The sequence below is a fragment of the Curtobacterium sp. MCLR17_051 genome, assembly GCF_003234395.1.
Classification (GTDB): Bacteria; Actinomycetota; Actinomycetes; order Actinomycetales; family Microbacteriaceae; genus Curtobacterium; species Curtobacterium flaccumfaciens.
Window position 1 is genome coordinate 35,735 of sequence record NZ_QKTA01000010.1, and the last position, 24,949, is coordinate 60,683.

Here is a 24,949-nt window from a genome sequence, read left to right on the forward strand (position 1 = left end):
TCTTTGAACCGTGCAACACCGAACACCGACCCGAACCCAACCCCCCATCGCTTCACCCGCGTCCTGACCGCCGGCATCGCCGTCGCGGCCCTCGCGTGTGGCGGTCTCGCAGTCGGGGGCGCGGCCTCCGCAGCTCCGGCCGGGATCTCGGTGGCCGACCTCAAGCTCTCCGCCCCGCTCCGTGACGCCAAGCCGACGAAGACCGTCGCCGCGTTCGTGCGCACGACCGGCCAGGGTGCCCTCGAAGTGGACGCCAAGGCGAAGGGCGGGGACCTGACGAAGTCGCGGACCCAGTCCTCCGCGGCCAAGGACCGCGTCGAGGCGATCCAGTCGACCGTCGCCGCGGTGCGGTCGGCCGTCAAGCGCGCCGACGCCGACGCGACCGAGCTCTACTCGACGGAGTACACCGTCCCCGGCGTCGCGGTCGTCGCCGACGTCGACGCGTTCCGGAAGATCGCGGAGCGCTCCGACGTCGAGAGCATCATCCCGCTCACGCCGAAGAAGATCGTCGAGCCGACGGTCAACGAGAACGCCGACGCCGCTCCCTCGGGTGTCGACCCCAGCCTGGTCCAGCCCGGTGTCGACGGCGTCGCGCCGAAGAACGCCGCGAGCGACGTCTACACGCGCTCGCTCAACGCCTGGCAGCAGACCGGCCACACCGGCAAGGACGTCAACGTCGCCGTCCTCGACACCGGTCTCGACTACACGCAGGCCGACTTCGGCGGCCCCGGCACCACCGAGGCGTACCAGCAGGCCCTGGCGAACGCGAGCGGCGGCGCCCCGGACCCCAGCCTGTACGACGCGTCGAAGTTCCTCGGCGGGTACGACTTCGCCGGTGCGACCTACAACGCCGACCCGACGGACCCGGACGCCTACGACCCGGTGCCGGCTCCCGACGACAACCCGATCGACGGCAAGGGCGGCGACCACGGCACGCACGTGTCCGGCTCGATCGCCGGCTACGGCCTGACCGCCGACAAGAAGCAGTTCGACGGCGACTACACCAAGCTCACCACGCAGCAGGTGCAGGACATGTGGATCGGTCCGGGCACCGCGCCCGAGGCCGGCCTGTACGCCCTGAAGGTCTTCGGTGACAACGGCGGCTCGACCGACGTCACCGGTGCCGCGCTCGACTGGGTGGGCCAGGCGCTCACCGAGGGCAAGGACATCAACGTCCTGAACCTGTCGCTCGGCTCCGACTACGGCGCACCGGACGACCCCGACAACGCCAAGATCGACGCACTGACCGCTCGCGGCGTGCTCCCCGTGATCGCCTCGGGCAACGCCGACGACTTCACCGACATCGGTGGGTCGCCGGGCAACGCCGAGGGCGCGCTCACCGTCGCCGCGAGCGCGACCGGACAGTCGCTCTACGACGGCGTCCAGGTCACCGCACCGGCCGACGTCGCGAAGACCTACCGGTCGCAGTACTCGTCGAACTTCAAGGGGACCCTGCCCGTCGAGGGCGACGTCGTCGTCCCGACCGCGAACATCGACGGCTGTGCCGCGTTCAGCGCCGCCGACGCCGCGAAGATCAAGGGCAAGGTCGTCTGGCTGAAGTGGACGGACGCCGCGCTCGAGTGCGGTTCCGCCGTGCGCTTCGGCAACGTTCAGGCTGCCGGCGGTGTCGGCGTCCTGCTGGCGGGCACGCTCGACACGTTCGAATCCGGCATCGGCGGCAACGCGACCATCCCGGGTGCCGAGCTGACCGCGAAGAGCGTGGCGAGCCTCCAGGCCACCGCCAAGGCGGGGACCCTGCACGTGCGCTTCGCGGACGAGCTCAAGGGCTTCGAGGTCGCCATCGAGGCGGACGCCGTGAACACGCTCGCGTCGTTCACCAGCCGTGGTGTGCACGGATCGTTCGACGACATCGTCAAGCCGGACATCGCCGGCCCCGGGGTCAACGTGATCTCGGCGGCCAACGGCACCGGTGACGGCCGCATGTCGATGAGCGGTACCTCCATGGCGACGCCGGACGTTGCGGGCATCGCGGCGCTGACGTTCCAGTCGCACCCCACATGGTCCGCCCCGCAGGTCAAGGCGGCCCTGATGAACACGGCGACGCACGACGTGAAGGACGGCAACCGTTCGGCCACGCTGCTCCGCCAGGGCACCGGTCGAGTGGACGCACTGCAGGCGGTCACCGCCGGCACCACGGTCCGCAGCGCCGAGAACGACCAGCTCGTCACCGCCTCGTTCGGCGTCGTCGAGGTCGCGAGCGGGACGAGCGAGACCCGCACCCTGCAGATCGACAACACCGACAGCACGGCGCACACGTACAACGTGTCGTACCAGCCGCAGGTGTCGCAGCCGGGTGTGACCTTCGCGCTCAGCTCGAAGCAGGTCACGGTGCCCGGCAACGGCACCGCGTCGGTCACGCTGACGTTCTCGGTCGCCGACGCGACGAAGCTCCGCCGGGTCATCGACCCGACCCAGGAGGCCGTCCAGCAGGGCTACCAGCGCGAGTTCGTGGCCGCCGCTTCCGGCATCGTGGCGTTCGCGCCGACCGACAGCTCGCTCAACCCGATGCGCCTCGGGGCCTACGTGGCCCCGAAGCCCGTCAGCGCGGTGCGGGCACGGACCACGGTCTCGTTCACGGGACCGGGTAAGTCGGCCGAGCTGACGCTCAAGGGCCGCACGCTCGACCAGGGCGGACTGACGACCGGCTACCACGCCGCCGTCGCTCCGTTCGTGCTCGGCGGCACCGACCCGGCCGAGGCGTTCCCCGAGGGTTCGGCGACGCGCTCGCTGCAGGCGGCCGACGTCCGTTCCTACGGTGCGTCGTACGACAAGGCGTCGGGAACCCTGGCGTTCGGTGTGCAGACCGCTGGTCCGGACGCGAACCCGGGCGCCGTGACCAACGTCGAGGTCCTCATCGACACGGACCGTGACGGCGAGCCCGACTTCCTGGTGTACAACGCGAAGTCGGCTGCCGTGGACGCCACGTTCGCCACGACGGTCGACCTGGCGAAGGCCGCCCTGGACGACCCGGACGTCGACCCCGTCGTCGACGTCCAGCCGCTCAACGGCGGTGCGCCCGGCCAGGACGTGAACACCTTCGACAGCTCGGTGAAGGTGCTGACCGTCGCTGCGAAGGCCATCGGTTCGTCGAAGAAGTTCGACTACACGGTGCTGACGGAGTCGGCCTACGCCCCGGGTGCCGCCACCAGCGGTTCCTCGGTCGTGGACGAGACGAAGACGGCCACGTTCGACCCGTCGAAGCCGAAGCTGTCGTTCTCGCAGGACGGCACCTCCGGCGTGCTGTTCGCCGACGCCGACTCGCTCACGGTCACCCGTGCCTCGGGTGTCACCAAGGCGACGGTGCTGCTGCTGCACCTCGACAACGCGGCGGGCAAGCAGGCCGACACCTCGACGATCAACGTGGTCCCGCCGAAGCTCGCGCTGGCGAAGGGGAGCAAGGTCACGGTGAGCGGGACGGCGAAGGTCGGCTCGACCCTCACCGCGAAGCACGGCACGTGGAGCACGACGAAGGCGACCTACAAGTACCAGTGGCTGCGTGACGGCAAGGTCGTCAAGTCGGCAACGGGTACCAAGTACAAGCTCGGCTCGTCCGACGTCGGGCACCGCATCAGCGTGCAGGTGACGGCCCACGCCTCCGGGTACAAGGACGGCACGGCCAAGTCCGGGGCGACCGCGAAGGTCACGCGCCGCTAGGACAGGGCGCGCGCGCGGTTCACGCGCCACATGGTGAGCAGAAGAGGTCGGGTCCCGAGTGGAGATCCGACCTCTTCTGCTCACGAAGCGCGGGGCATCCCACCCCGCGAACGCGTGTTCGGGACAGGTAGTTAGACAAACTAGTGAAGTGGTGCCAGTGTGAATCCCATGCAGAACACGCTGAACCAGCTCCGGTCCAACCCGGTCGAGTGGCACCGTCGTGGACTCACCCCGCCGGACGTCATCCAGGCCATGATCGAGCAGCGCCTGGCCGAGCCGGGGCACTCCCAGCCCGTCGGCGACCCGTCGTACCAGGACTTCTTCCGGAGCTGATCCGGGGTCGGCCGGGTGGTTCGGGACGCACCGGCGGACAGACGGGAGGCGCGGTGCCAGCTGGCACCCCTCCCTCGCAGGCTCGGTCGGCGCGCCCCGCGCAACGCTTCGCGTCGCCGCTGAGCGGAACGCGCCCGTTCGTCTCCGGTGACGTCTCGGACGTCACTTGCCGATCTTGCCGTCGGCCGCGTCCTCGGCCTTGCCGATCTGGTCGCCGTGTCCGCCGCCGGTCGCCTTGTCGGCCGCGTCGCCGGCCTTGTCGAGGCCGGCGTCCGTTGCCTTCTCGCCCTTGTCGCTGTCGGCGAAGTCCTTCGCCTTGTCTCCGATGCCGCTCATGTCGTGCTCCTTTCGCGTCGTGGATCTGGACGCGTCCGACCGTGCTCCGACCGATCCGGACGGACATCCAGGTGCGCTCCATGTGGACAAGCGACCCGCCGTCCACAGGACGTCACAGCGGGTGACGCGCAGGTGACCAGCCGATAGACTCGGGTGGACCACCGGCCCGGACGGCCGTGTGCGGTCCTCCGCCAACGTGAGGAGAACCAGATGCCCGCAGCAGTCATCATCGGAGCCCAGTGGGGCGACGAGGGCAAGGGGAAGGCCACCGACCTCCTCGGCTCCCGCATCGACTACGTCGTGAAGTTCAACGGCGGCAATAACGCCGGCCACACCGTCGTCGTCGGCGGCGAGAAGTACGCCCTGCACCTGCTGCCCTCCGGCATCCTGACGCCCGGCGTGACCCCGATCATCGGCAACGGCGTCGTCGTCGACCTCGAGGTGCTGTTCCAGGAGCTCGACGCCCTGCGCGCCCGCGGCGTCGACGTCTCGAAGCTCCTCGTGTCGGCCAACGCCCACGTCATCACGCACTACCACCGCACCGTCGACAAGGTGACCGAGCGGTTCCTGGGCAAGCGGCAGATCGGCACCACCGGTCGCGGCATCGGCCCGACCTACGCCGACAAGATCAACCGCGTCGGCATCCGGATCCAGGACATCTTCGACGAGAACATCCTGCGGCAGAAGGTCGAAGCCGCCCTCGACCAGAAGAACCACCTGCTGGTCAAGGTCTTCAACCGCCGTGCGATCGACCCGGAAGAAGTCGTCGAGTCGCTGCTCTCGTTCGCCGAGCGCCTGCGCCCGATGGTCGCCGACACCGCCCTCGAGATCCACCGTGCGCTCGAGCGCGGCGAGACGGTCCTGTTCGAAGCCGGCCAGGCCACGATGCTCGACGTCGACCACGGCACCTACCCGTTCGTCACCTCGTCGTCCGCGACCGCCGGTGGCGCCGCGACCGGTTCGGGCATCGGCCCGGGCAAACTCGAGCGGATCATCGGCATCGTCAAGGCGTACACGACCCGCGTCGGCGCCGGTCCGTTCCCGACCGAGCTGTTCGACGAGTCGGGCGAGTTCCTGCGCGCCAACGGCTTCGAGTTCGGCACCACCACCGGCCGCCCGCGCCGCTGTGGCTGGTACGACGCCCCGATCGCCCGCTACACGGCACGCATCAACGGTGTGACCGACTTCGTGCTCACCAAGCTCGACGTCCTGACCGGGCTCGAGACGATCCCGGTGTGCGTCGCGTACGAGGTCGACGGCGTCCGCGTCGACGAGGTCCCGGTCAACCAGTCCGACTTCCACCACGCGAAGCCGGTGTACCAGGAGTTCCCCGGCTGGACCGAGGACATCACGGGAGCCCGCACCTTCGACGACCTGCCGAAGAACGCGCAGGACTACGTCCTGGCGATCGAGGCGATGTCCGGCGCACGGATCTCCGCGATCGGTGTGGGACCCGGCCGTGACGCCATCGTCGTGCGGCACGACCTGCTCGGCGACGACGAGCGTGCCGACCAGCGCGCCGGCGAACGCACCGACGCAGCGTGACGATGCGGATCCTGTTCGTCTGCAGCGGCAACATCTGCCGGTCGCCGCTCGGCGCGCAGGTCCTGACGGCACGACTCGGCCCGGACGCTCCGGCGTTCGTGGTCGAGTCGGCCGGCACCATCGCCGACGACGGTGCCGCGATGGACGCCGCCGCTGCCGAGCAGTCCGTCCGGCTCGGGGGCGACCCGTCGGCCCACCGGTCGCGGTACCTGACGGCCGAGATCGTCGCGAACGCCGACCTGGTGCTGACCGCCGAACGATCGCACCGTGCAGCCGCCGTCTCCCTGGCGCCCCGGGCATCAAAGCGGACGTTCACGATCAAGCAGTTCGCGCGGGTGCTCGCCGGCCTCGAGCCCGGTGACCTGGCCGACGTGACGACCCCGCAGGAACTCGTGGAGCGTGTCGCGCGGTTGCGCGGCACCGTCCCGCCGCCCGCCGACCCGGCCGACGACGACGTGGACGACCCCTACCGTCGCTCGTCGGCGACCCACCAGCGCGTGGCCGACGAGGTCGACGTGGCGCTCGCGCTCATCGACGACGCACTCCGGGCGACGCTGCGCTGACGCCGCCGCTGACGCTGACGCTGACGCTGACGCTGACGCTGCCGCTGCCGCTGCCGCTGCCGCTGCCGCTGCCGCTGCCGCTGCCGCTGCGCACGGTGCGCGGTTGTTCGCCCGGTGCGAGGTTGACGGCCTGGTGCAGGGCTGTAGCGGCGCACGGAGCGAGCAAGCTCGCACGGGCTGAGGGACGCCGCACGGAGCGAGTCCGGCGGATCTCGAACGGGTCGGCGCACAACGCACGGTGCGAGTCCGGCGGTGCTTGCACGGGCCGGCGCACGCCGCACGGTGCGAGGTTGGCGGCCTGTTGCAGGGCTGTAGCGGCGCACGGAGCGAGCAAGCTCGCACGGGCCGCCGCACGCCGCACCGTGCACGTGCGAGGATGACTCATGCCCGTCGTCGAGTCCCGCTGCGTCGTCCCGGTCGAGCCCGACGTGGCGTTCGCCGTCTCGCAGACACAGGGAGCGATCCGCAAGCGGTGGGACCCCTTCATCCGCCGCCAGCACCTGATGGACGGCGCCACCGTGCCGGCGAAGGGCGTCCGGACGTACACGGTGCAGCGGTTCGGGCTGGCGATGGAGAGCGAGTACGTCTCGTACCACCCGCCGTCGAACGTGGGGATGAAGATGACGAAGGGCTCGTGGTTCTTCGAGCGGATGGGCGGAGGATGGCGCTTCCAGGCGGCTGAGGGGCAGCCCGGGCACACCCTCGCGACCTGGCGCTACAACTTCACGTGCCGGCCGAAGTGGCTCGCTCCGATCGCCGAGCGCATCGGCGTGCTCGTGCTGCAGCGGGACATCGACCGGCGCATTCTGGGGTTCGCCCGCGGCTGCGAGGACCCCTTCGTCCTGGCCCACGTGGCCGCACAGCGCGCTACCTGACCGGACCCGCGAGACGTCGGGGTCCTGGGGGCCGAGTCGGTTCGGAAGACGCCGGCGTCGAGCGATCACGACGGCGTGTTCAGGAGTGCCGAACCGACCGACCGGCACTTGCATCCTTCGATGGAACTCCCGCAGGTGCATCCCGAAGCCGGTCGTCCCCGAGCGCCCGGTTTCCTAGCGTCGTGTGCATGACGAACACCACCGAAGTCCGGCCGACCGCCGGCACCGCAGCCCGCGACCGAGGGGGTGTCCGCGGCCTCATCGCCCGGCACCCGCTCGTGTCCTTCTTCACCATGGCACTCGGCCTGAGCTGGCTCGCGTGGGTGCCGTACATCCTGTCGCCGCACGGCATGGGCGTGTGGGACATCCACTTCCCCGAGGTCCTGGGCAGCGGACAGTTCACGGGCGTCCTGCCCGGTGCGCTCCTCGGCCCGCTGGGCAGCGCGTTCATCGTCACCGCGGTCGCCGACGGTCGCTCGGGGCTCCGCCGCTGGGTGGGACGGCTGTTCCGCTGGCGGGTCGCCTGGTACTGGTACGCGCTGGCGCTCGTCGTCGTGCCGGCCCTGATCGTCGTCTCCGCGCTGCCGTTCGCCGGTGGTGACGTGCGGGCCCCCTCGGCCCTGGCGTTCGCCATGCTCGTGCCCGGACTGATCATCCAGCTGTTCTCGACCGGCCTGAGCGAGGAACCCGGCTGGCGCGACTTCGCCCTGCCCCGCCTGCAGCACCGGTTCGGGGGCCTCGGCGCCGCCGCGATCCTCGGCCCGATCTGGGCGCTCTGGCACATGCCGCTGTACTTCAGCGACTGGGGCGGCTGGCCGAACGCGCACTGGAGCGAGCCCGTCGTGTTCGCCCTGTTCACCATCACCTTCAACGTCGTGATGATCCAGGTCTTCAACAAGACCCGCGAGAGCCTGCCCCTGGCCCTGCTGCTGCACGTCGGCGTGAACAACACGATCTCGACGCTGTTCCCCGAGATGTACCCGAGCATGACCGCCGGCACGTTGATGATCGGCTTGACGATCATGTCGACGATCGCCGCCGCGGTGCTGCTCGCCGTGACCCGCGGCCGCCTGGGCTACGACCCCGCCCGACGCGCCCTGCCCCTCGACGCACCGGTCCCCACCCGCGCCCGCCTCGTAGGATCCAACGATGGCACCCGCTGAGCACGACCCGCAGCGCGCACCGGCCGAGCCGGCAGCGCAGCGCGAGCCGGCAGCGCAGCCCGCGCCCCCGGCCCAGCCCGGGCAGCGCGCCCGCCGCGTCGACGTCTTCGTCGCCCTCGGCACGGCCGTCGTCGCCCTCGGGCTGCTGCTCGGCCTGCCGCCCCTGGACAGCCTCGAACCGGACGGCCCCGCCCTGGCACTGGGGGTCCCTGCAGTGTTCTCGGCCGCCTGGACCGTCTTGGCCCTCGGCCTGCTGGCCCAGTCGGCCGCCCTGCTCGCCGCCCGCCGGGCACCACGCACCGTGCTGATCGTGGTCGCCGCCCTGCCGGTGGTGGTCGCGGCGCTCGCCCCGGAGTCGTCCGACCTGTTCGGCCTCACCGCACTGCCCGTGGTCGTCGCCGTCGTCCTCGCCGTGCTCCGTGTCCCGCTGGCCCGCCTCTGGTCGACACTCGTGGTCGCCGCTGCCCTGGTGGCAGCCGGCAATGTGGTGCTGGCGGTCACCGGTGACACCACCGCCGCCGTGTCCGGCTCGCTCGGGCAGGGCGTGCTGCAGGCGATCGGTGCGGTCGGCCTGCCCCTGCTGGTCACCCTGCTCGTGCAGTCCCGCCGCGAGGTCCGTGTCGCCCGCACCGCCGAGGCCAGCGCCGTGAACCGGGAGCAGGACGCCCTGGTCGACGCCGCGGTGTCCCGCGAACGTGCCGCGATGGCCCGTGAGCTCCACGACATCGCCGCGCACCACCTGTCCGGCATCGCGCTGATGGCCGCCGTCATCGACCGGCAGATCGACGCGGACCCGGAGCGTGCCCACGAGGGTGCCCGCCAGGTCCGCGAGCAGAGCACCGCCGTGCTCGAGGACCTCCGCCGCCTGGTCGGCCTGCTCCGCGACGACGCTCCCGCCGAGCGCGCCGTCGAGACGGTCGCCGGGATCGTCGACCTGGCCGAACGCGCCCGGTTCCGCAGCGACGTCCGGCTCGACGTGCTGCCGGGGGACCGTCCGCTGGCCGACGGCGTCGGCCCGCTCGCGCAGCTCGCCGCGTACCGCACCGTCCAGGAGGCACTCGCCAACGCCGCCCTGCACGCCCCGTCCGCCCCGTGCACCGTCACCATCGACGACCGCGACGTGACCCGGGTGGTGATCCGGGTGGAGAACGCACCGGCCACCGTGCCGGCAGCGGGGACCTCTCCCTCGGGCGGCAACGGCCTGCGGGGGATGCGCGAGCGGGCGGACCTGGTCGGGGCGCGCCTCCAGACCGGCCCGACCGCGACCGGCGGATGGCTGGTGGAGCTGGCGCTCGGCCGGGAGGCACCTGCCGCACCCACGCAGGCCGCCGACGGAACCGAGGTGGTCGCGTGATCCGCGTACTGGTCGCGGACGACCAGCCCCTCGTCCGCGCCGGGGTGTCCGCGCTCCTCGGTGCGGAGCCGGACATCGAGGTGGTCGGCGTGGCCGCCGACGGCGGCGAGGCGCTCGCGCTGGCGCGCGAGACGCGACCCGACGTCGCCTGCCTGGACATCCGGATGCCGGTGATGAACGGCATCGAACTCGCCCGGATCTTCTGCGCACCGGACGCCGATCCGGCGATCCCCGCGCTCATGCTGACGACGTTCGACCTGGACGACTACGTGTTCGGGGCGCTCGAGGCCGGTGCCTCCGGGTTCCTGCTCAAGGACGCCGAGCCGGACACGATCGTCGACGCCGTGCGGCAGGTCGCCGCCGGCAACGGCACGCTCGACCAGGCCCTGACCCGGCGGGTGCTGCGGGAGTTCGTGTCGCGGCGGAGCCTGCAGCCGGTGTCCGGCGACCGGGTCGACGGCGTGCTGACCGCCCGCGAGCGCGAGGTCCTCCTGCTGCTGGCGCAGGGGATGTCGAACGAGGAGATCGCCGTAGCCCTGGTGCTCGAGGTCTCGACCGTCAAGTCGCACCTGGCGCGGATGCTGCCGAAGCTCGGGGTGCGGTCGCGGCTGCAAGCCGTGGTGTGGGCGTACCAGAACCGGATCGTGACGGTGCCGGAGCAGCCGTAGCGGGCCCGGAGTCAGCCCGCGGGCTGCGGCGTCAGTCGGCGGGCCGCGGCTCGGCGGCGCCGGGGACGACGAGCTGCCAGACGTCGTCGTCTCCGTCGTGGGAGAGGTACAGGCGGAAGGCACCCTCGTCGGCGAGGGGGTCGCCCGAGGAGTACTCGACCGGTTCGCCGCTCGTCTCGCACTGGTCCGAGGTGCTGATGACCTGGATCGTGTCGCCGGGGGCGGCGGCGTCACCCTTCGTGACGTCGGTGACCGTCGCCTCGTACACCTCGTAGATGCCCTGCGGTTCCACGGTGCGGTCGGTCTTGGTGACGTCGGCGTCGACGACGAGTTCAGCGACGTCGCGGCGTTCGGTCGGAATCTTCAGCTGGACGTAGTCGGTGCACCCGGTGCTCTGCACGTTGTCGTCGTTGATCGACTGCACCCGGCTCTCGCTGCCACAGCCCGCCAGGGTGCCGCCGAGCACCACGACGAGTGCCACGACCGGTGCGATCCGTCCCCACTGCATGGGGCGAGTATGGCTCACTCCGAGCGACGACACCAGGGTGGTCACGCCTGTCCGGGGAACGCACGTTCCCGTTCGGGGGACTGTGCGCGGGCGCGTCGGGCTGGTGCAGTGTATGCATGCACATCGAAACGCCGCCGGTGACCACCCCCGACGACCCCGCCCTGCGGGGTGAGGTCATCCACGGGATGATCACGGCGCTGCGTTCCCGTCCGCTGCACGAGGTGACCCCCGAGGTCGTCGCGGCTGCGGCCGGGGTGGACACCGACGTCGTCGGCCGGACGTTCCCGAGCTGGGACGGCCTGCTGCTCGCGACCATCGACCGGTGGAACGAGGACCGCACCGTGCCGCTCATGCCCCTGGCCGAGCAGCACGGCACCATCCGGTTCCTGCGTGCGATCGTCACCGCGAACGTGGCCGACCCGTCGCTCATGCGGTTCCTGACGGCGACGTTGAACATCGCGGCATCGCCCGAGCACCCGCTCGCGCCGATGCTGCACGCCCGGTGGCGACGCTTCCACGCCTTCGTCCAGCACGCCCTGGAGCGCGACGTCCTGCTCGGGCGTGAGCCGAGCACGATGGAACCGGCCCGCGGCTCGGAGCAGCTGCTCGCGACCTACGAGGGGCTGCAGCTGCAGTCCATGGTGCGACCGGAGATGGACCTGCTCGAGGCCTTCGACCGCGCCGTGACGCGCCTGCGCGAGGGCTGGTCCCGCGCGTACGTGCCGCCCGTCTGGGACCTCGCCCGGGTCGGTTGACCCTCCGGGCGGCTCGTCGGGCCGCCCCCACAGACCGAGGACGCTAGGGCGTCCGAGGGCAGACGCTCACCGTCTGCACGCGTCGCCGCACGATTCGGGTTCGAGCGGCGGCGCGTACCAATCTCTGCGCGACGGACGTGCGTTCCGAGCCGGTTGCCGTGCGCCGGTCGCTCGTTCCGCGCCGTCAGTCCGCGTGCATCGCGAGCGGTCGCTCCGTGTCCACCTCGACCGGCTGCCGGCGGATCGCGATCACCGTGACGTCGTCGTCGTGCGGCACCTCGTCGGCGCGGGCCGACAGCGCGAGGACGACCGCATGCGGGTCGCGGCCGGCGCGGGCGATCGCGGCGACGGACTCGATCGTGTCATCCAGGTCGTCGTACAGGTCGAGCACACCGTCGCTGAACGAGACGAGCAGGTCGCCCGGTTCGAGGGTGCCGTCGGAAGTCGCCCACTCCTCGCGGATGCCGAGCCCGAGCGGCATGTCGCCGGAGCGCAGCCGGTCGACGTGCCCGTCGGCCCGCAGGACGAAGCTCAATCCGTGCCCGGCGTCGGCCCACTGGAGGGTGCCGTCGTCGGAGATCCGGGCGTGGAACAGCGTGGTGAAGGCGAGGTCGGGTCCGACGCCCTCGGCGGTCAGCCCGTCGGAGGCCCGCTTCAGCGCCTCGCCGGGGTCCTCGACGGTCCGGGCGCTGCGCAGTGTCGCGCGCACCGCGGCCGCGATCAGCCCCGCACCGACGCCCTTGCCCATGACGTCACCGAGGCTCACTGCCACGCCGGTCGGCGTCGGGTACCAGTCGAAGAAGTCCCCGCCGACGCTCCGGGCCGGCAGGCAGGCACCCGCGACGACGACGTCCTCGGTGATGCGGCCGGTCGTCGTCGGGAGCAGGGAGCGTTGCACCGCTGCTGCCCGGTCGATCTCGGCGCGGACCTTGCCCTCGCGCGCTTCGGCGGACCGCAGACTCCGTCGAGCCCGGCGGGAGAGCTCGTGCACGACGACGGCGACGGTGCCGAACACGACGACGAGGATGCCCAGACGGACGAGTTCACTCGCGCCGGGCGCGTCGGACGGGGTCAGGACGTAGGGGGCGAGGATCACGACCACGATGCCCGCGATCGCGAAGAGCACGGTGCGACGGCCCTCGAGCGACGCCCACCAGACCACCGGGAGCACCACGATCGCCGTGAACAGCGAGGAGCCGGAGCCCGTCCCGGTGCGCAGCAGCGCGATCGTCAGGAAGTCGACGGTGAGCAGGACCGGCACCACCCAGGCCGCGCGGCGCACGAGTGCGGGGATCGCGCTCATCAGCGTCGCGACGACGACGCCCACCACACTCGCGACGAACAGGTGGTGCTGGGTGATCGGCAGCGTCGGCATCACGACGCTCAGGAACGCCGACAGCGCCAACAGGCCGCTGATCGGAGCCTGACGGACGAGAGGGTTGTCGACGATGCTGGTTGGGCGAGTCATGCTCAGTGCAGGCTAGTGGTCCGCGCTGCCGAGCGACCGCCCCTGACCCCATCTGGGGACGCAGCCCTGGCCGCTCAGCGCGGCCAGGTGGCGACGACCGCGACCGCGTTGAACAGCACGTGCGCCAGGATCGCGCCGCCGATGCGGTCGGTCATCGCGACGAGCGTGCCGGTGAGCAGGCCGAGCAGGAACGTCGTGACGAACACCTGGAACCCGCCGAGCGACGTGCCACCCGCACCGAGCAGCAGGTGGAGCAGCGCGAACAGGAACGCCGTGACCAGCACCGCGAGGAACCGGGTGCGGGGCGTGAGCTCGGCGGCGAGCCGGCGCTGGAACAGCCCGCGGAACACCACTTCCTCGAGCACCGGGCTGACGACGACGATGCCGATGGCCGACACGAGCAGCAGCCCGACGTCCGGCGTGCCGAGCGTCGGTGCGGGGACCAGCCCGGTCGTCCCCGTGAACGCGAGCGACATGAAGACGTCCACTGCGCGGCACACGATCACGATGCCGATCGCGAAGACCACGATCCCCAGGTCGAGCCGCAGCCGCGACACCATCGCCGCACGCGGGGTCCGACGGAGCACCACGGCGGCCGCGACGACGAGCGGTACCCACACGGCGGCGTCCGCGGCGAGCACCTGCAGGACCGGCGAGGGGATGCCCCCAGTCCGGGTGACCTGTCCGACGATCCGGGTCAGGATCACGGCGACGCCGAGTGCGACGAGGATGACGATGAGGTCCCGCTGTCGCCGCACGCTGGGCTCGGTGGTGGTCGTGGCCGGCTCGGAGCGCATGGGGCCACCGTAGAGGACACCGCGCGGCGGATGGCGACTTCCCCCGAGCAGTACTCGTTCCTGTGGCACTATTTGTATGCCGTGCGCTGGGAGTACCCCGGCGTGCCTGTGTCGGGACCACGGGGACGGCCATGATCGGGGAAGGCAAAGGCGTGGAACTCCGCGACTACATCACGGTGCTCCGCAAGGGATGGGTGCTGATCGTCGTACTCGCCCTGGTGGGAGTGGCCGCAGCCGCAGGGTTCTCCCTGCTGAAGAAGCCGGTCTACTCGGCATCGGCGCAGGTCTTCGTCTCCACGGAGACGTCCGGCAGCGCCAGTGACCTGGCGCAGGGCAACACGTTCACCCAGCAGCGGGTGCTGACGTACTCGAACCTGGTGTCGACGCCGATCGTGCTGCTGCCGGTCATCTCGTCGCTCAAGCTCGACATGAACGCGGACCAGCTCGCGACGATGGTGTCGGCGACGGCGCCGACGAGCACGACCCTCATCTCCATCTCGGTGGAGGGCACCGACCCGGTGCAGGCCGCCGACATCGCGAACGCGACCTCGCAGAGCCTGACCAACGTCGTGCAGGACATCGAGGCCACCGACGCGAGCGGCAAGAGCACGGTCAAGCTCACCCGCGTGAAGCAGGCCGACGTGCCGAGCGTCCCGGTCAGCCCGAACGTGCCCGTCAACGTGGCGCTCGGTCTGCTCGTCGGGCTCGCCCTGGGCATCGGCATCGCCGTGCTGCGCCAGACCCTCGACAACCGGATCCGCACCGAACTCGACGTCGAGAAGATCAGCGACAAGCCGGTCGTCGGTGGGATCGCCTTCGATGCCAAGGCCGCCGAACGTCCGCTCATCGTGCAGGTGGACCCGCGCAGCCCCCGTGCCGAGTCCTTCCGCACGCTCCGCACCAACCTGCAGTTCCTCGACATCGGCACCGGTGCCCGCACCTTCGTCATGACGTCGTCGATGCAGTCCGAGGGCAAGAGCACCACCGTCGCGAACCTGGCGATCGCCCTGGACAGCGCCGGGTTCCGCGTCATCCTGATCGACGCCGACCTGCGCCGCCCCCGCGTCGCCGAGTACATGGACGTCGAGAGCAACGCCGGTCTGACCGACGTGCTGATCGGCCGCGCCGACCTGGAGGACGTCGCCCACCCGTGGGGTCGCGGCAAGCTCGTCGTCCTGCCCGCGGGTCAGATCCCGCCGAACCCGTCCGAGCTGCTCGGCTCGCGCGCGATGCAGGACCTGATCGACCTGCTCGAGCAGCAGTTCGACTACGTCCTGTTCGACGCCCCGCCGCTGCTGCCCGTCACCGACGCGGCGATCCTGGCCAAGAAGGCCTCCGGCGCGATCGTCGCGGTCGCCTCGGGACAGACGCTGAAGGGCCAGCTCGCCGCGGCCGTCGCCACCCTCGAGAACGTGGGGGCCCCGGTCTCCGGCTTCGTCCTGACGAAGATGCCGCTGAAGGGCCCGGGCGCCTACGGTCACGGCCGCTACGGCTACGGCTACAGCTACGGCCACGACGAGGACGACAACACCGTGACCACGTCGACGCACCCGCCGAAGCGTTCCGGCAAGAAGCTGGGCGTGCTCCGCCGCGCCGGGCGCTGAACGGGGCCGATCAGATGAAGAATCGCCGGGGAACCCGAAGCCTCGGCCGCGCACTGCCCCGGACCACGTTCATCCTGGTGGCCGTCGTGGTGGTGGCGCTGATCGTCGTCGACGTCGTGCTCGTCGCGCTCGCCCTGGGCCGGACGGCGCCCGAGGAGAACGGACCCGCCGGCCCCATCCCCACCTTCTCGGGAACACCTGACCGGCGCGAGACACCGCGACCGAGTGCGTCCGCTGACGCAGACGCCGCCTCCACCAAGCAGCAGGGTCGCCGCCTGCTGACAGCGGTCGACGGCCAGGAGGCGTGGCGCGCGTCCGGTGGGTCGTGCGGCGGTCCGCGGCCGGTGCTGGAACACTCCGTGGACGGCGCCGCGACGTGGGTCCCGGTGGGACTCGGGACGGATGTCGGATCGCTCATGGCGATCCGGGCCTCCAGTGCGGAGCTCTCGGTCCTGGTGGGCGTCGGCGACGACTGCACCACGACGGCGCGGACCAGCACCGACGCCGGCGTGACGTGGGAAGCCGGGGCGCCCGGCGCCGCCGGCGCCGGCATCAGCACCGACGGTGTCGTGCTCGCGAGCGGGACGGAGCAGTCGCCGTGCGGCGACCCGATCGACGCGTTCCAGGGCGAGAAGACCGCGGTCGTCATCTGCGACGGCCAGCTCGAGTGGCGCACCGGCGATGCCGCGTGGGTCGACGTGCCGATGGGCGGGGTGCGTTCGATCGGCGTCGACGGCGGCAACTACACGCTCGCCCGCGTCGGTGCAGCAGCCTGCGACGGCGTGCAGATCGAGACCATGTCCGCGTCGGACGTGACGCCCTCCTCGTCCACCACGCCGATCGGCTGTGCCGACGGCGCGGACACCGACAACACCGTCACCATCGACCGTGCCGGCCAGGACGTGTGGCTGTGGGACGGCAAGACCGTGCGGGTCTCGTCGGACGGCGGCGCGTCGTGGTGACCGGACGGCGACCGTGACAGCGGACGCACTGCGCGCACCACGCGCCATCGGCGCCACCGACGAGTGGAGCCGCACGTACTCGCGCCGCGTGCTCTTCACCGACCTGCTGGCCCTGATCTGGGTCGTCTTCGGTGTGCAGATCGCCTGGCTCGGGCTCGAATCGAACCTGGCGACCAACACCGCCGACCTGCGGCTGAGCTACTTCGCCATCTCCATCGTCGTGATCGTCGTGTGGATGAGCGCACTCGCCCTGTACGACACCCGCGGTGCGCGGGTGATCGGCGTCGGCAGCACCGAGTACCGCCTGGTCGCGGACTCCAGCGTCCGCGTGTTCGGCCTGCTCGCGATCGCGGCGTTCCTGCTGCACGTCGACCTGGCCCGCGGCTACGTGCTCATCGCGTTCCCGATCGGGATCCTCGTCCTCCTGCTGTCCCGATGGATCTGGCGACAGTGGCTCGTGGCCCAGCGTCAGCAGGGCGCCTACTCGGCGACCGTGCTGCTCGTCGGGTCTCCGGCCAGTGTGCTGCACATCGGCCGCGAACTCGCGCGTTCCCCCGAAGCCGGCTACCGCGTGGTCGGGGCGGTCGTGTCGACGAACCACCGAGGTCTGTTGGCGGGTTCGACCATCCAGAGCCACGGCGGCTTCGACGACGTGGGCTCCGCGCTGCGCGAGACCGGCGCCGACACCGTCGTGATCACGAGTTCCGACGACCTGCCGCCGGAGCGCGTCCGCGAGCTCAGCTGGTCGCTCGAGCCGGGCAGGCGGCACCTGGTGGTCGCGCCGAGCCTGACCGACATCGGTGGCCCCCGCATCCACACCCGGCCGGTGCAGGGCCTGCCGCTCATCCACGTCGAGACACCGACATACTCGGGGCGCAAGCTCTACACGAAGCGCGCCTTCGACCTGATCGGTGCAGGGTTGCTCGTCGTCGTCCTGTCGCCGCTGCTGCTCGTGCTCGCCGTGCTGGTGAAGACCACCTCGACCGGTCCGGTGTTCTTCCGGCAGGAGCGCGTCGGCCTGAACGGCAGCACCTTCCGGATGATCAAGTTCCGCTCGATGGTCGTCGACGCCGAGGAACGCCTGCAGGAGCTCAGCGCGCTCGACCGCGCCGAGGGCAACGACGTCCTGTTCAAGATGCGGAACGACCCCCGGGTCACCCGGGTCGGCGGGTTCATGCGCCGCTACAGCCTGGACGAGGTGCCGCAGCTGTTCAACGTCCTGGCCGGCAGCATGTCCCTCGTCGGACCCCGACCGCCGCTGGCGCGTGAGGTCGCCCGCTACGACACTCACGTCCACCGTCGCTTCCTGGTGAAGCCCGGCATGACCGGCCTGTGGCAGGTGAGCGGTCGATCCGACCTGTCATGGGAGGATTCCGTTCGGCTCGATCTGTTCTACGTGGAGAACTGGTCCCTCGTCGGTGACTTGGTGATCCTGTGGCGTACCGCTAAAGCTGTCGTCCGGAAGAACGGAGCGTATTGAGCGAGCAGGAGAGCGGCTTCCGCGTGTCCGTTGTGGCTCCCTACGCGGAAGGCGCCATCGTCGAATACGCCCGATGGGCAGAGCGTTGCGGGAACCTTGTGTCCTTCTGGCTTCCGTCACGCGGGTTGACCAGCGGACTGGCAAAGATCGTGCCCGGAGCCAGAGGGGCGTCGATCAGGTCGAGACTCACGCGGGGGACCGATCAGGTTGCCAGGGTCAGAACGATCGCGCCAGCTCTCGAGATTATTCGGCTGTTGTCGCGGAGCCCGCTCTTGAGGTCCTTCGCGCCCAGCGCGATGGACCACTACAAGCGAGTGTTCGATCGAGCGGTGAGCCGACGGTTCGTCGCTGGGGACGCTGTCGTTGCCATGCCCGGTGCAGCGGAAGAAACGTTCAAGCGGTCAGCGGGTGCGGTGAAGGTGCTCCATGCCGTCGATGGTCACCCGAGAGCAGTGAACGAGTTGCTCCGATCGACGTTCGGCTCTGCCGCAGAGCGCGAGATCGTGCCCGACAGGCGAGTGGCACAGATTGAACGGGAACTCGCCTCCGCGGACATCGTCATCGTGCCGTCCGACCTGAAACGTCAGCAGTACATCGAATACGGTGTGGACAGCAGGCGGCTGGTAACGGCCCCGTACGGAGTCGATCTTCGTCGATTCTTCCCTTCCGGGGACGACGAGGTCGATCGGATCCGTCCGGTGCTCTTGTACGTCGGGCAGATCAGCTATCGAAAAGGCGTCCCGCTTCTGATCGACGCGGCCCGGGGACTTGACGTCGACGTGGCGATGATCGGGCCGGTCGTCCAACCCGCACTGCTTCGCAGCCTGCCGTTGAACATCACTCATCAGGGTGCGATCGCACCCGAGGCGTTGAACCATCAAATGAATCGAAGCGACGCTCTCGTGCTCCCCAGTCTGGAAGACGCGTTCGGCCTGGTGGTCCTCGAAGCTCTGGCAGCCGGGCTTCCGGTGTTCACCACTGATGAAACAGGGGCCGCCGAAGTGATCGGCGTGCAGGATGGGCTCGTCCTGCCGGCCGGCGATCGCGAGCGCCTTCGTACCGCAATCGCCGCTACCCCGATCCTGAAAGCCTCCGAGAGACGAGCGCGTGCTGAACGCGTGCGCGCAACTGGTGGAGGGCGGACTTGGCGTCACTTCACAACGACCATCGACGACGCCATAGTCGCTGCACGCGCTACTCAGGAGGGCGAAGCGTGAGATCGCGCCGCAATCCTGCCTGCCAGGAGCGAATGTCGGGAGACGAGGTGCGGCCACGATGAGGGTGATCCACCTGCTCCTGCCGCGGGTCGGGGCACAGGCATTCTTGGCCCTCGCGAATTACCTCGTCTCGATCACGGCCGCCCATGCTCTCGGCACTGGGCCGCTTGCCGCCTTCTTTGCGGCGTGGGCTCTCGAATCCACCTGGGTCGGCGCGGTCCGAATGGTCCTCGTGCCTGCGTTGCTGCTTTCCAAACGGACGCCACGCCTCCTCCCGCTGGCATTGATGAGCGTGCTCCTGGGGACCCCGATCGCTGCTGCCGTCTTCATCACAGCTCATGTCGGGCTGTCGACGCTGACCGCTTCGCTCCTGGCCGTCTCAGTTTGGGCGCTTGGGGCGTACGAGGTGGCTCGGTCGCTCCTCTCGCGAGAGCACCGTTCCACGTATTCGATTGCCGTTGCCGATGGCGTCGTGTTCGGCATTGCGTTCGTTGTGACGTTGGTGGCCACGACGACAGGGCGTGCAGGTCTCGACGCTGCCTTGATGTCCGTGGTCGGGGCCGCTGTGGTCGTTGCGCTCTGCATCGGCGGAGCCCTTCGTCGGGCTGATCCGGCTCCGAGAACTCCACTACTCCCGTGGTTAAAGGAGGCGCGTCAGCTGCTCCGTCTTGGTGTACTCGAGTGGGTCGTCTTCTTCATCATCAGTGTGGCGAGTCTTGCGCTGCTCGGGGCAGTTGGCGGGCCTGAGATCTTGGCCGGAGTCAGGCTGGGAGAAACGATCGCAGCGCCGATCGGTCTCCTCGGGAGCGCCCTTCCCTTCGTAGCGGCGGGTGCGCTCAGACAAGAGGACGCCCAGGCGACTCGTTGGCCTCGTTCACTCTCGTTGACGCTCCTTCTCCTCGTCGGCGTGACAGTCGTTTGGCTCGGTGCCGTGCAGATCGTGCCAGCGGCGACGCTCTCGCTCCTGGTCGGAGACCACGTCGAGCTCGCTCGCGGTGCTTCGCTCGGTCTAGCACTCGGCGCACTCGCAAGTCTCTTCGCGGAAACGGCGACACTCGTGGCCAAGAAGCGTGGGCGGATTCGGTTCCTCTCACGCCTCCGTATCGTCCAACTCGTCACGTTCGTCCCCTGCGTCGCGGCAGGAGCACTCACGGGCACGACCATGGGAGCGGGACTCGGAATCTCGCTCCAGCAAAGCGTGCCAGCGGCGGTTCTCGCAGCGGCCCACTGGCGCGACCTACGGCAACCCCCAGGTGAGAGAGCAGAGGGATCCCCTCTTGCGTGAACAAATCCGATGGCGAATCGACGCCGTGTTGAGAAGGCTGTCAGCGAGCGGACTGGTGCGGCCGAACGTTCGGAACCTGATTCTCCGCCGCGCGCGGGTCCATGTGAATTCCGCCCGCATCTTGAGCGGCCTGTCTGTCAGGGGCAGCGGCCTATCGGTAGCGGACGGGGTCTTCATCAACGTTGACTGCTTCATCGAGGCGGAGGCAGAAGTGGTGCTTGAACCGGGTGTCAGCCTCGCGATGGGAGTCAGGCTCCTCACCGTGACGCATGACATCGGCGAGCCCGACGCCCGCGCTGGCGCCATGCGCGTCAGACCGATCCGGGTGGGACGAGGGAGCTGGCTGGGAGCAGGCGTGACCGTGCTACCGGGGGTCTTGATCGGAGAAGGCTGCGTAGTAGCAGCGGGCACGATGGTCAACAGGGATATCCCGCCGAACATGCTCGTCGCCGGCGTGCCGGCCAGAGTAATCCGTCAGTTGTCCTAAATCCCTGGGTTGCGGACAAGCTGCCCCGAAAAAATGCAGTAGCCAGGCAGTATCGGGGAGCCACGTTGACGCGAACAAGTCATTGCAGAGCCTGAGTGCGGTTGGTCTCTTCGTCATCAGGGCGGAGCGGATGTCCGCTTCTCCGGGCGCCAGCCGTGACGAACCAACCCAAGACGAGGACAACCGCAAGAGAAGCCATAGCCTGGAGCAATGACCCCCGGAGAACGATCAGCAGGTAGAACGGGACAATGGAACCGAGCAACGTCGGGGTGCCGGTGGCGATGATCTGCGCGTCGAGGCGGCTATCCCACCGCCGAGCCGCGAAGCCGACCAAAATCATTCCGACCACGAGGAGCGGCCAGCTCCCGTTGATGAAGAACTCCGCCCAGAGCGGAGCAGACAAGTTCTGGAAGGTGTAACCGCGGAACTCCGCGAGTAGGACACCAGTATCTATGGCTTTGTCGGGCCACAGTGCCCGAGGAACCCAGAAGAACACCACTCCTAGGAGCTGGTCACCCCAGGTGATGCCTTTCGAGGCTACGAAGTACACGGTGTTGTTGATCTGGTTGAAGCTGTCGAAGTCACCCGAGAGGAGCGACTCGAGAGGGTTCTTGAGTGAAACCTTCGTGTCGAGACTATTGCGGAACGTCGATGCGATTGGGAATAGGAAGAACAAGGCTCCGAGGGTGCTCAGCCCAACAACCCGATAGCGCCGGAGAGTTCCCCACACTCCGACCGCCGCCAAGATGGCGAGGTAGACGGTTCCAATTGCGTAGCGAGCGCTGCTGATCGGGTTGACGACGAGGAGGAGCGTAGCGGCCGTGACCAGCAGGAGAAGTAACGGAGCACGGAGCCCTTGACGGCGGCGTTGTCGGAGCAGGGTGATCTGTGCGATTACAGAGACAAGCAAGCTCATGCTGGACACGCCGACGACGAGCGCCGCGGTCGTATCGTCCGGGAAAGCGACTGCGAGCTGTCCGCTGAACTCGAGACGAGGGCGGAAGAAGCTGTTCGGGCCTAACCTGCCGACGTAGTAGGCCGTGGCGCCGAACGCGAAGAGCGTGACTACCAGGACGCGGCCTGTGCGCAGCTCTTGTGGGGGTTGCACTCGCTTGGCGGCGTCGGGCGCTTTGATGGTTCCGAACAAGCTCCCGACGCAAACTGCGGCGAACCCGACGAGGATGAGAATCACTGTCGTACTCGAGTATTGGCTCATGAAGCCGGGGGTTGTCCCGACTTCTGCCCGGAGCCGAAGCTGCACGAGGGGCGCGATGCCTAAGAAGCCGTAGACGAAGATGTTGAAGACCATCTCGACCAGATGTCGCTGGCGTGAGCAGATCGTCCAGCTGAAGCGCGCGGCGCTGACGATTGCAATAACAGCGGCCCCTGGCCAACTCGCATATCCGTTGCCTGGCGTGGTCAGGACCACCAGGAGTGGGACAACCGCGCCGAGTGTGACGAACGTGAGAGTTCCCAGAAGCGGGCTCGGTCTCAATCGGCCTGCCGTGCTCGGTCGATTAAAGGGATGCCTGTCTCGCCCAGAATTGGAGTAGACAAAGAAGTGGCGCGCGCGGTGTTGTGTGCCAGCCATCGTCTAGGAAGCCGTCTCTTCGATGTCGGTATGTGTGGGCAGATTCCCGGTTGATGCTCTCGAAGCGCTTTCCGAGGATCGATACTCGACGAGGGCGTTGCGGAAGATCCGCGCAAATGACTCCGGATCATGGCTGAGGATAGCCGGGTTCCGGATCGGTGCCTTGTTATTGATGAGGCGTGCTTGGGCGGCGATGCCATCGGCCTCGGGGGTGGTGATGAAGACACCTTCCATGTGCTTGATCGACGGAGCCACACCTGCTCGATTGCTGACGATGACCCGAAGGCCGGCAGCGAGGGCTTCATTGACCACGAGCCCCCACACCTCTTCGAGGGCCGGGTGAACGAGTACATCGTGCTCGGCGAAGACCGAAGGCAATGCGTCCCCGGGGAGGTAGCCGGTGAAGCGGACCCGGTTCTCTACCTGAAGGTCCCGGGAAAGGGTTCGCAATTCATGTTCGAGGGGTCCGGAACCGACAACCGTCAGGGTTGCGTCACGTAGCCCGACCTCAGTGAGGCTCCTGATGACTTCGCCGACGTTCTTGCGCGAGATCAGCTGACCAACAACGAGGAGTCGGAGCCCTTGTTCCTGCTTCCCGCTCACGATCGCGCGAGCTGTCGCGGTGTCTCGGTGAATCGCGCGGACGTCGACCGCGTTGAAGCCGACGTAGAGCTTGTCGTGTTGGATGCCCTCAGCAAGCAGCGTGTCTCGTGAAGCCGCTCCCGGCACGACGACCGCATCGAGCGACTTGAAGAAGTGACGTCTGGCGGACGCCAAGAACCCTCTGCGGCTCTGTTGCGATAGGACATGTGACTCGTAGAACCCGACGAGCCGCACGCCGGCGCTTCGAGCGAGGTAGGACAGGACCCAGTACGCGGGGGAGTCCCAGCCGCCGATGAGCACGGCATGTACTCCTCGAAGCGGGCGGAGGCCAAGCCATCCGTTGATGTAGTGACGTGCTTCGCCGCGCCGTATTGAGATGGTTGGCAGAGTACGTACCTTGAAGTCGAACGTTCTACCCGCGACGGTCCAGTCGTCGCCCCTGTTGTTCTGGTCCTGCTGCAACGAACGGTCAGATTCCAGCAACCAGACCTCGAGGTCGAAGTCGTTCGCCAACGCGTTCCAAACCGGTATGCGGTATGGAGCGGCTTGATTGGTCACCCAGACGATCTTCGGGCGGTTGCTGTCGGTTACGGCCGCCCGGTACGCCGCCTGGACTCCGTCGACCATCGACGCGACTCCGAGATCCCCCTCGATGAGTTTGCGGCCTGCGCTTGCGCGTCGCGATCGCAGGTCGGCGTCTAGGAGTAACTCGGTCACGCCGAGCGCGAGACCCTCCGGTGTGCCGTCTGTGATCGAGGCAGCATCGGCCTGAGCGAGACGGTCGGCAATTCCGCAATCAGAGGTGAGGACGACGGGAGTGCTCGCAGAGAGCGCCTCCAAGACCGAGATCGGGAACACCTCGCCACGGCTCGGAAGAACGTAGATGTCCGATCGGGCGATCCTGCTGGCTCCGGAGCCCGGTGTGATCGGTCCCTCGTAAGACAGCGGGACAGTCGGATTGTCCTGGATGAAGGTCTCGATGTCGTCCAGATCACCTTCGTCTGGGCCGACGATCGAGAACGTGGCCTCGATACCACGCTCCGTGAGGATCCTGGCCATCTCCGCGAAGGCCGACGCTCGCTTCCGGGGGTGCAAGCGAGCGAGGAAGAGCACTTCTGGAATCTTGTGGTTTTCGCGGGAAGGCCGTTCGGACAACTCGAGCCCGTTGTGGACGGATCGGACGGTAGCCAGCGGCTCGACTGATCGGACCCCTCCGGCTTCGGTATCGGTCAGTGTGAGCACGGACGCGGCTTCGCGGAGTACAGGCCTGGTCACCACGCGGTCGAGAACGCGGGCGAACGGTCGCCGACTCGGCATCACCATTCCATGGGTCTGCAGGACGTAAGGGAGGTGAACACGCCGCGCCGTCACGGCAATCTCGAGATCGAAAGCATGGCGACCGGCGTGGACGTGTAAGACATCGATGTCGTTGCTGTGTTCTCGGAGCCACTTGGTGAGGTTGGGCGCTCGAACCCCGCTGAACCCGGTACCGGGTATGCGACGCCCTCGCGACAGAATGACTCGAACTCCTGGGATTTCAAGCTCAAGCTTGCCGTCCCAGGCGGCAAGGAGGGTGACCTCGTGTCCACGCGCCGCAAGCTCACGACATTGCGCGATCGCGACGGCCAGTGGCCCCCCGAACGCCCCGTCGGCCGAAACTAGGGTCACGGCTTGTGTGAT

Annotated in this window: 21 protein-coding genes; 15 read left to right on the plus strand and 6 right to left on the minus strand. The window is 68.9% G+C overall.

What is annotated here, in order from left to right; translation table 11 throughout:
• Positions 1-3: 3 nt before the first annotated feature.
• Complete coding sequence (locus DEJ06_RS10090; protein WP_146245826.1) at positions 4-3,675, plus strand: S8 family serine peptidase; 3,672 nt, start codon at positions 4-6, stop codon at positions 3,673-3,675.
• A gap of 168 nt (positions 3,676-3,843) precedes the next feature.
• Positions 3,844-4,008: a hypothetical protein gene (locus tag DEJ06_RS18270; RefSeq protein WP_181436771.1), complete on the plus strand. Its 165-nt coding sequence runs from the start codon at positions 3,844-3,846 to the stop codon at positions 4,006-4,008.
• Between the two features lie 162 nt (positions 4,009-4,170).
• Here DEJ06_RS18270 and DEJ06_RS10095 read toward each other — a convergent pair whose 3' ends face one another.
• Positions 4,171-4,344, minus strand: coding sequence for an antitoxin (locus tag DEJ06_RS10095; protein WP_071248465.1), 174 nt, complete (start codon positions 4,342-4,344; stop codon positions 4,171-4,173).
• Positions 4,345-4,554: 210 nt separating this feature from the next.
• Between DEJ06_RS10095 and DEJ06_RS10100 the strand changes: the two genes are divergently transcribed.
• The 6 genes from DEJ06_RS10100 (at position 4,555) to DEJ06_RS10130 (ending at position 10,512) form a co-directional block, all read left to right on the plus strand.
• Entirely contained in the window at positions 4,555-5,889 is a 1,335-nt protein-coding gene (locus DEJ06_RS10100) for an adenylosuccinate synthase (protein WP_017886319.1), read from the plus strand.
• Positions 5,890-5,891: 2 nt separating this feature from the next.
• Positions 5,892-6,452 (plus strand): low molecular weight phosphatase family protein, encoded by a 561-nt coding sequence (locus DEJ06_RS10105; protein ID WP_111113922.1) that lies wholly within the window; start codon positions 5,892-5,894, stop codon positions 6,450-6,452.
• A gap of 383 nt (positions 6,453-6,835) precedes the next feature.
• A complete protein-coding gene (locus tag DEJ06_RS10115; RefSeq protein ID WP_111039198.1) occupies positions 6,836-7,327 on the plus strand; it encodes an SRPBCC family protein in 492 nt (163 codons plus the stop codon).
• Positions 7,328-7,515: 188 nt separating this feature from the next.
• Positions 7,516-8,490 carry a CPBP family intramembrane glutamic endopeptidase gene (locus DEJ06_RS10120; protein WP_111039199.1) on the plus strand — a complete coding sequence of 325 codons (975 nt, stop codon included), beginning with the start codon at positions 7,516-7,518 and terminating at the stop codon, positions 8,488-8,490.
• Complete coding sequence (locus DEJ06_RS10125) at positions 8,477-9,844, plus strand: sensor histidine kinase (protein WP_111039200.1); 1,368 nt, start codon at positions 8,477-8,479, stop codon at positions 9,842-9,844. The genes DEJ06_RS10120 and DEJ06_RS10125 overlap by 14 nt, the downstream gene beginning before the upstream one ends.
• Positions 9,841-10,512, plus strand: a complete 672-nt coding sequence (locus DEJ06_RS10130; RefSeq protein ID WP_111039201.1) for a response regulator transcription factor — start codon at positions 9,841-9,843, stop codon at positions 10,510-10,512. Before DEJ06_RS10125 ends, DEJ06_RS10130 begins: the two co-directional genes overlap by 4 nt.
• A 31-nt stretch (positions 10,513-10,543) precedes the next feature.
• Here DEJ06_RS10130 and DEJ06_RS10135 read toward each other — a convergent pair whose 3' ends face one another.
• On the minus strand, positions 10,544-11,020 hold the full coding sequence (locus tag DEJ06_RS10135) for a hypothetical protein (RefSeq protein ID WP_111039202.1): 477 nt from the start codon (positions 11,018-11,020) through the stop codon (positions 10,544-10,546).
• Between the two features lie 116 nt (positions 11,021-11,136).
• Between DEJ06_RS10135 and DEJ06_RS18275 the strand changes: the two genes are divergently transcribed.
• Entirely contained in the window at positions 11,137-11,775 is a 639-nt protein-coding gene (locus DEJ06_RS18275) for a TetR/AcrR family transcriptional regulator (RefSeq protein WP_111099897.1), read from the plus strand.
• A 184-nt stretch (positions 11,776-11,959) separates the two neighbouring features.
• On the opposite strand, the gene DEJ06_RS10145 is transcribed toward DEJ06_RS18275, so the two are convergent.
• On the minus strand, positions 11,960-13,243 hold the full coding sequence (locus DEJ06_RS10145) for a PP2C family protein-serine/threonine phosphatase (RefSeq protein ID WP_111039204.1): 1,284 nt from the start codon (positions 13,241-13,243) through the stop codon (positions 11,960-11,962).
• 74 nt (positions 13,244-13,317) lie between these two features.
• Entirely contained in the window at positions 13,318-14,040 is a 723-nt protein-coding gene (locus tag DEJ06_RS10150; RefSeq protein WP_111039205.1) for a type II CAAX prenyl endopeptidase Rce1 family protein, read from the minus strand.
• A gap of 152 nt (positions 14,041-14,192) precedes the next feature.
• Here DEJ06_RS10150 and DEJ06_RS10155 point away from each other — a divergent pair, with 152 nt between their 5' ends.
• The 6 genes from DEJ06_RS10155 (at position 14,193) to DEJ06_RS18595 (ending at position 21,075) form a co-directional block, all read left to right on the plus strand.
• Entirely contained in the window at positions 14,193-15,644 is a 1,452-nt protein-coding gene (locus tag DEJ06_RS10155) for a polysaccharide biosynthesis tyrosine autokinase (protein ID WP_110864273.1), read from the plus strand.
• A gap of 14 nt (positions 15,645-15,658) precedes the next feature.
• The gene (locus tag DEJ06_RS10160) at positions 15,659-16,606 is read left to right on the plus strand and encodes a hypothetical protein (protein WP_146245829.1); all 948 of its coding nucleotides are present in this window, start codon (positions 15,659-15,661) and stop codon (positions 16,604-16,606) included.
• Positions 16,607-16,619: 13 nt separating this feature from the next.
• On the plus strand, positions 16,620-18,086 hold the full coding sequence (locus DEJ06_RS10165; protein ID WP_258372432.1) for a sugar transferase: 1,467 nt from the start codon (positions 16,620-16,622) through the stop codon (positions 18,084-18,086).
• Between the two features lie 329 nt (positions 18,087-18,415).
• On the plus strand, positions 18,416-19,303 hold the full coding sequence (locus tag DEJ06_RS10170; protein ID WP_181436772.1) for a glycosyltransferase family 4 protein: 888 nt from the start codon (positions 18,416-18,418) through the stop codon (positions 19,301-19,303).
• Positions 19,304-19,367: 64 nt separating this feature from the next.
• Positions 19,368-20,588 (plus strand): hypothetical protein, encoded by a 1,221-nt coding sequence (locus DEJ06_RS10175; protein WP_181437343.1) that lies wholly within the window; start codon positions 19,368-19,370, stop codon positions 20,586-20,588.
• On the plus strand, positions 20,581-21,075 hold the full coding sequence (locus tag DEJ06_RS18595) for a DapH/DapD/GlmU-related protein (RefSeq protein WP_258372433.1): 495 nt from the start codon (positions 20,581-20,583) through the stop codon (positions 21,073-21,075). Before DEJ06_RS10175 ends, DEJ06_RS18595 begins: the two co-directional genes overlap by 8 nt.
• Positions 21,076-21,154: 79 nt before the next feature.
• Here DEJ06_RS18595 and DEJ06_RS10185 read toward each other — a convergent pair whose 3' ends face one another.
• Together DEJ06_RS10185 and DEJ06_RS10190 are read right to left on the minus strand one after the other, a co-directional pair.
• A complete protein-coding gene (locus DEJ06_RS10185) occupies positions 21,155-22,384 on the minus strand; it encodes an oligosaccharide repeat unit polymerase (RefSeq protein ID WP_111039210.1) in 1,230 nt (409 codons plus the stop codon).
• Positions 22,385-22,669: 285 nt separating this feature from the next.
• The gene (locus DEJ06_RS10190; RefSeq protein WP_181436773.1) at positions 22,670-24,937 is read right to left on the minus strand and encodes a glycosyltransferase; all 2,268 of its coding nucleotides are present in this window, start codon (positions 24,935-24,937) and stop codon (positions 22,670-22,672) included.
• Positions 24,938-24,949: the final 12 nt, after the last annotated feature.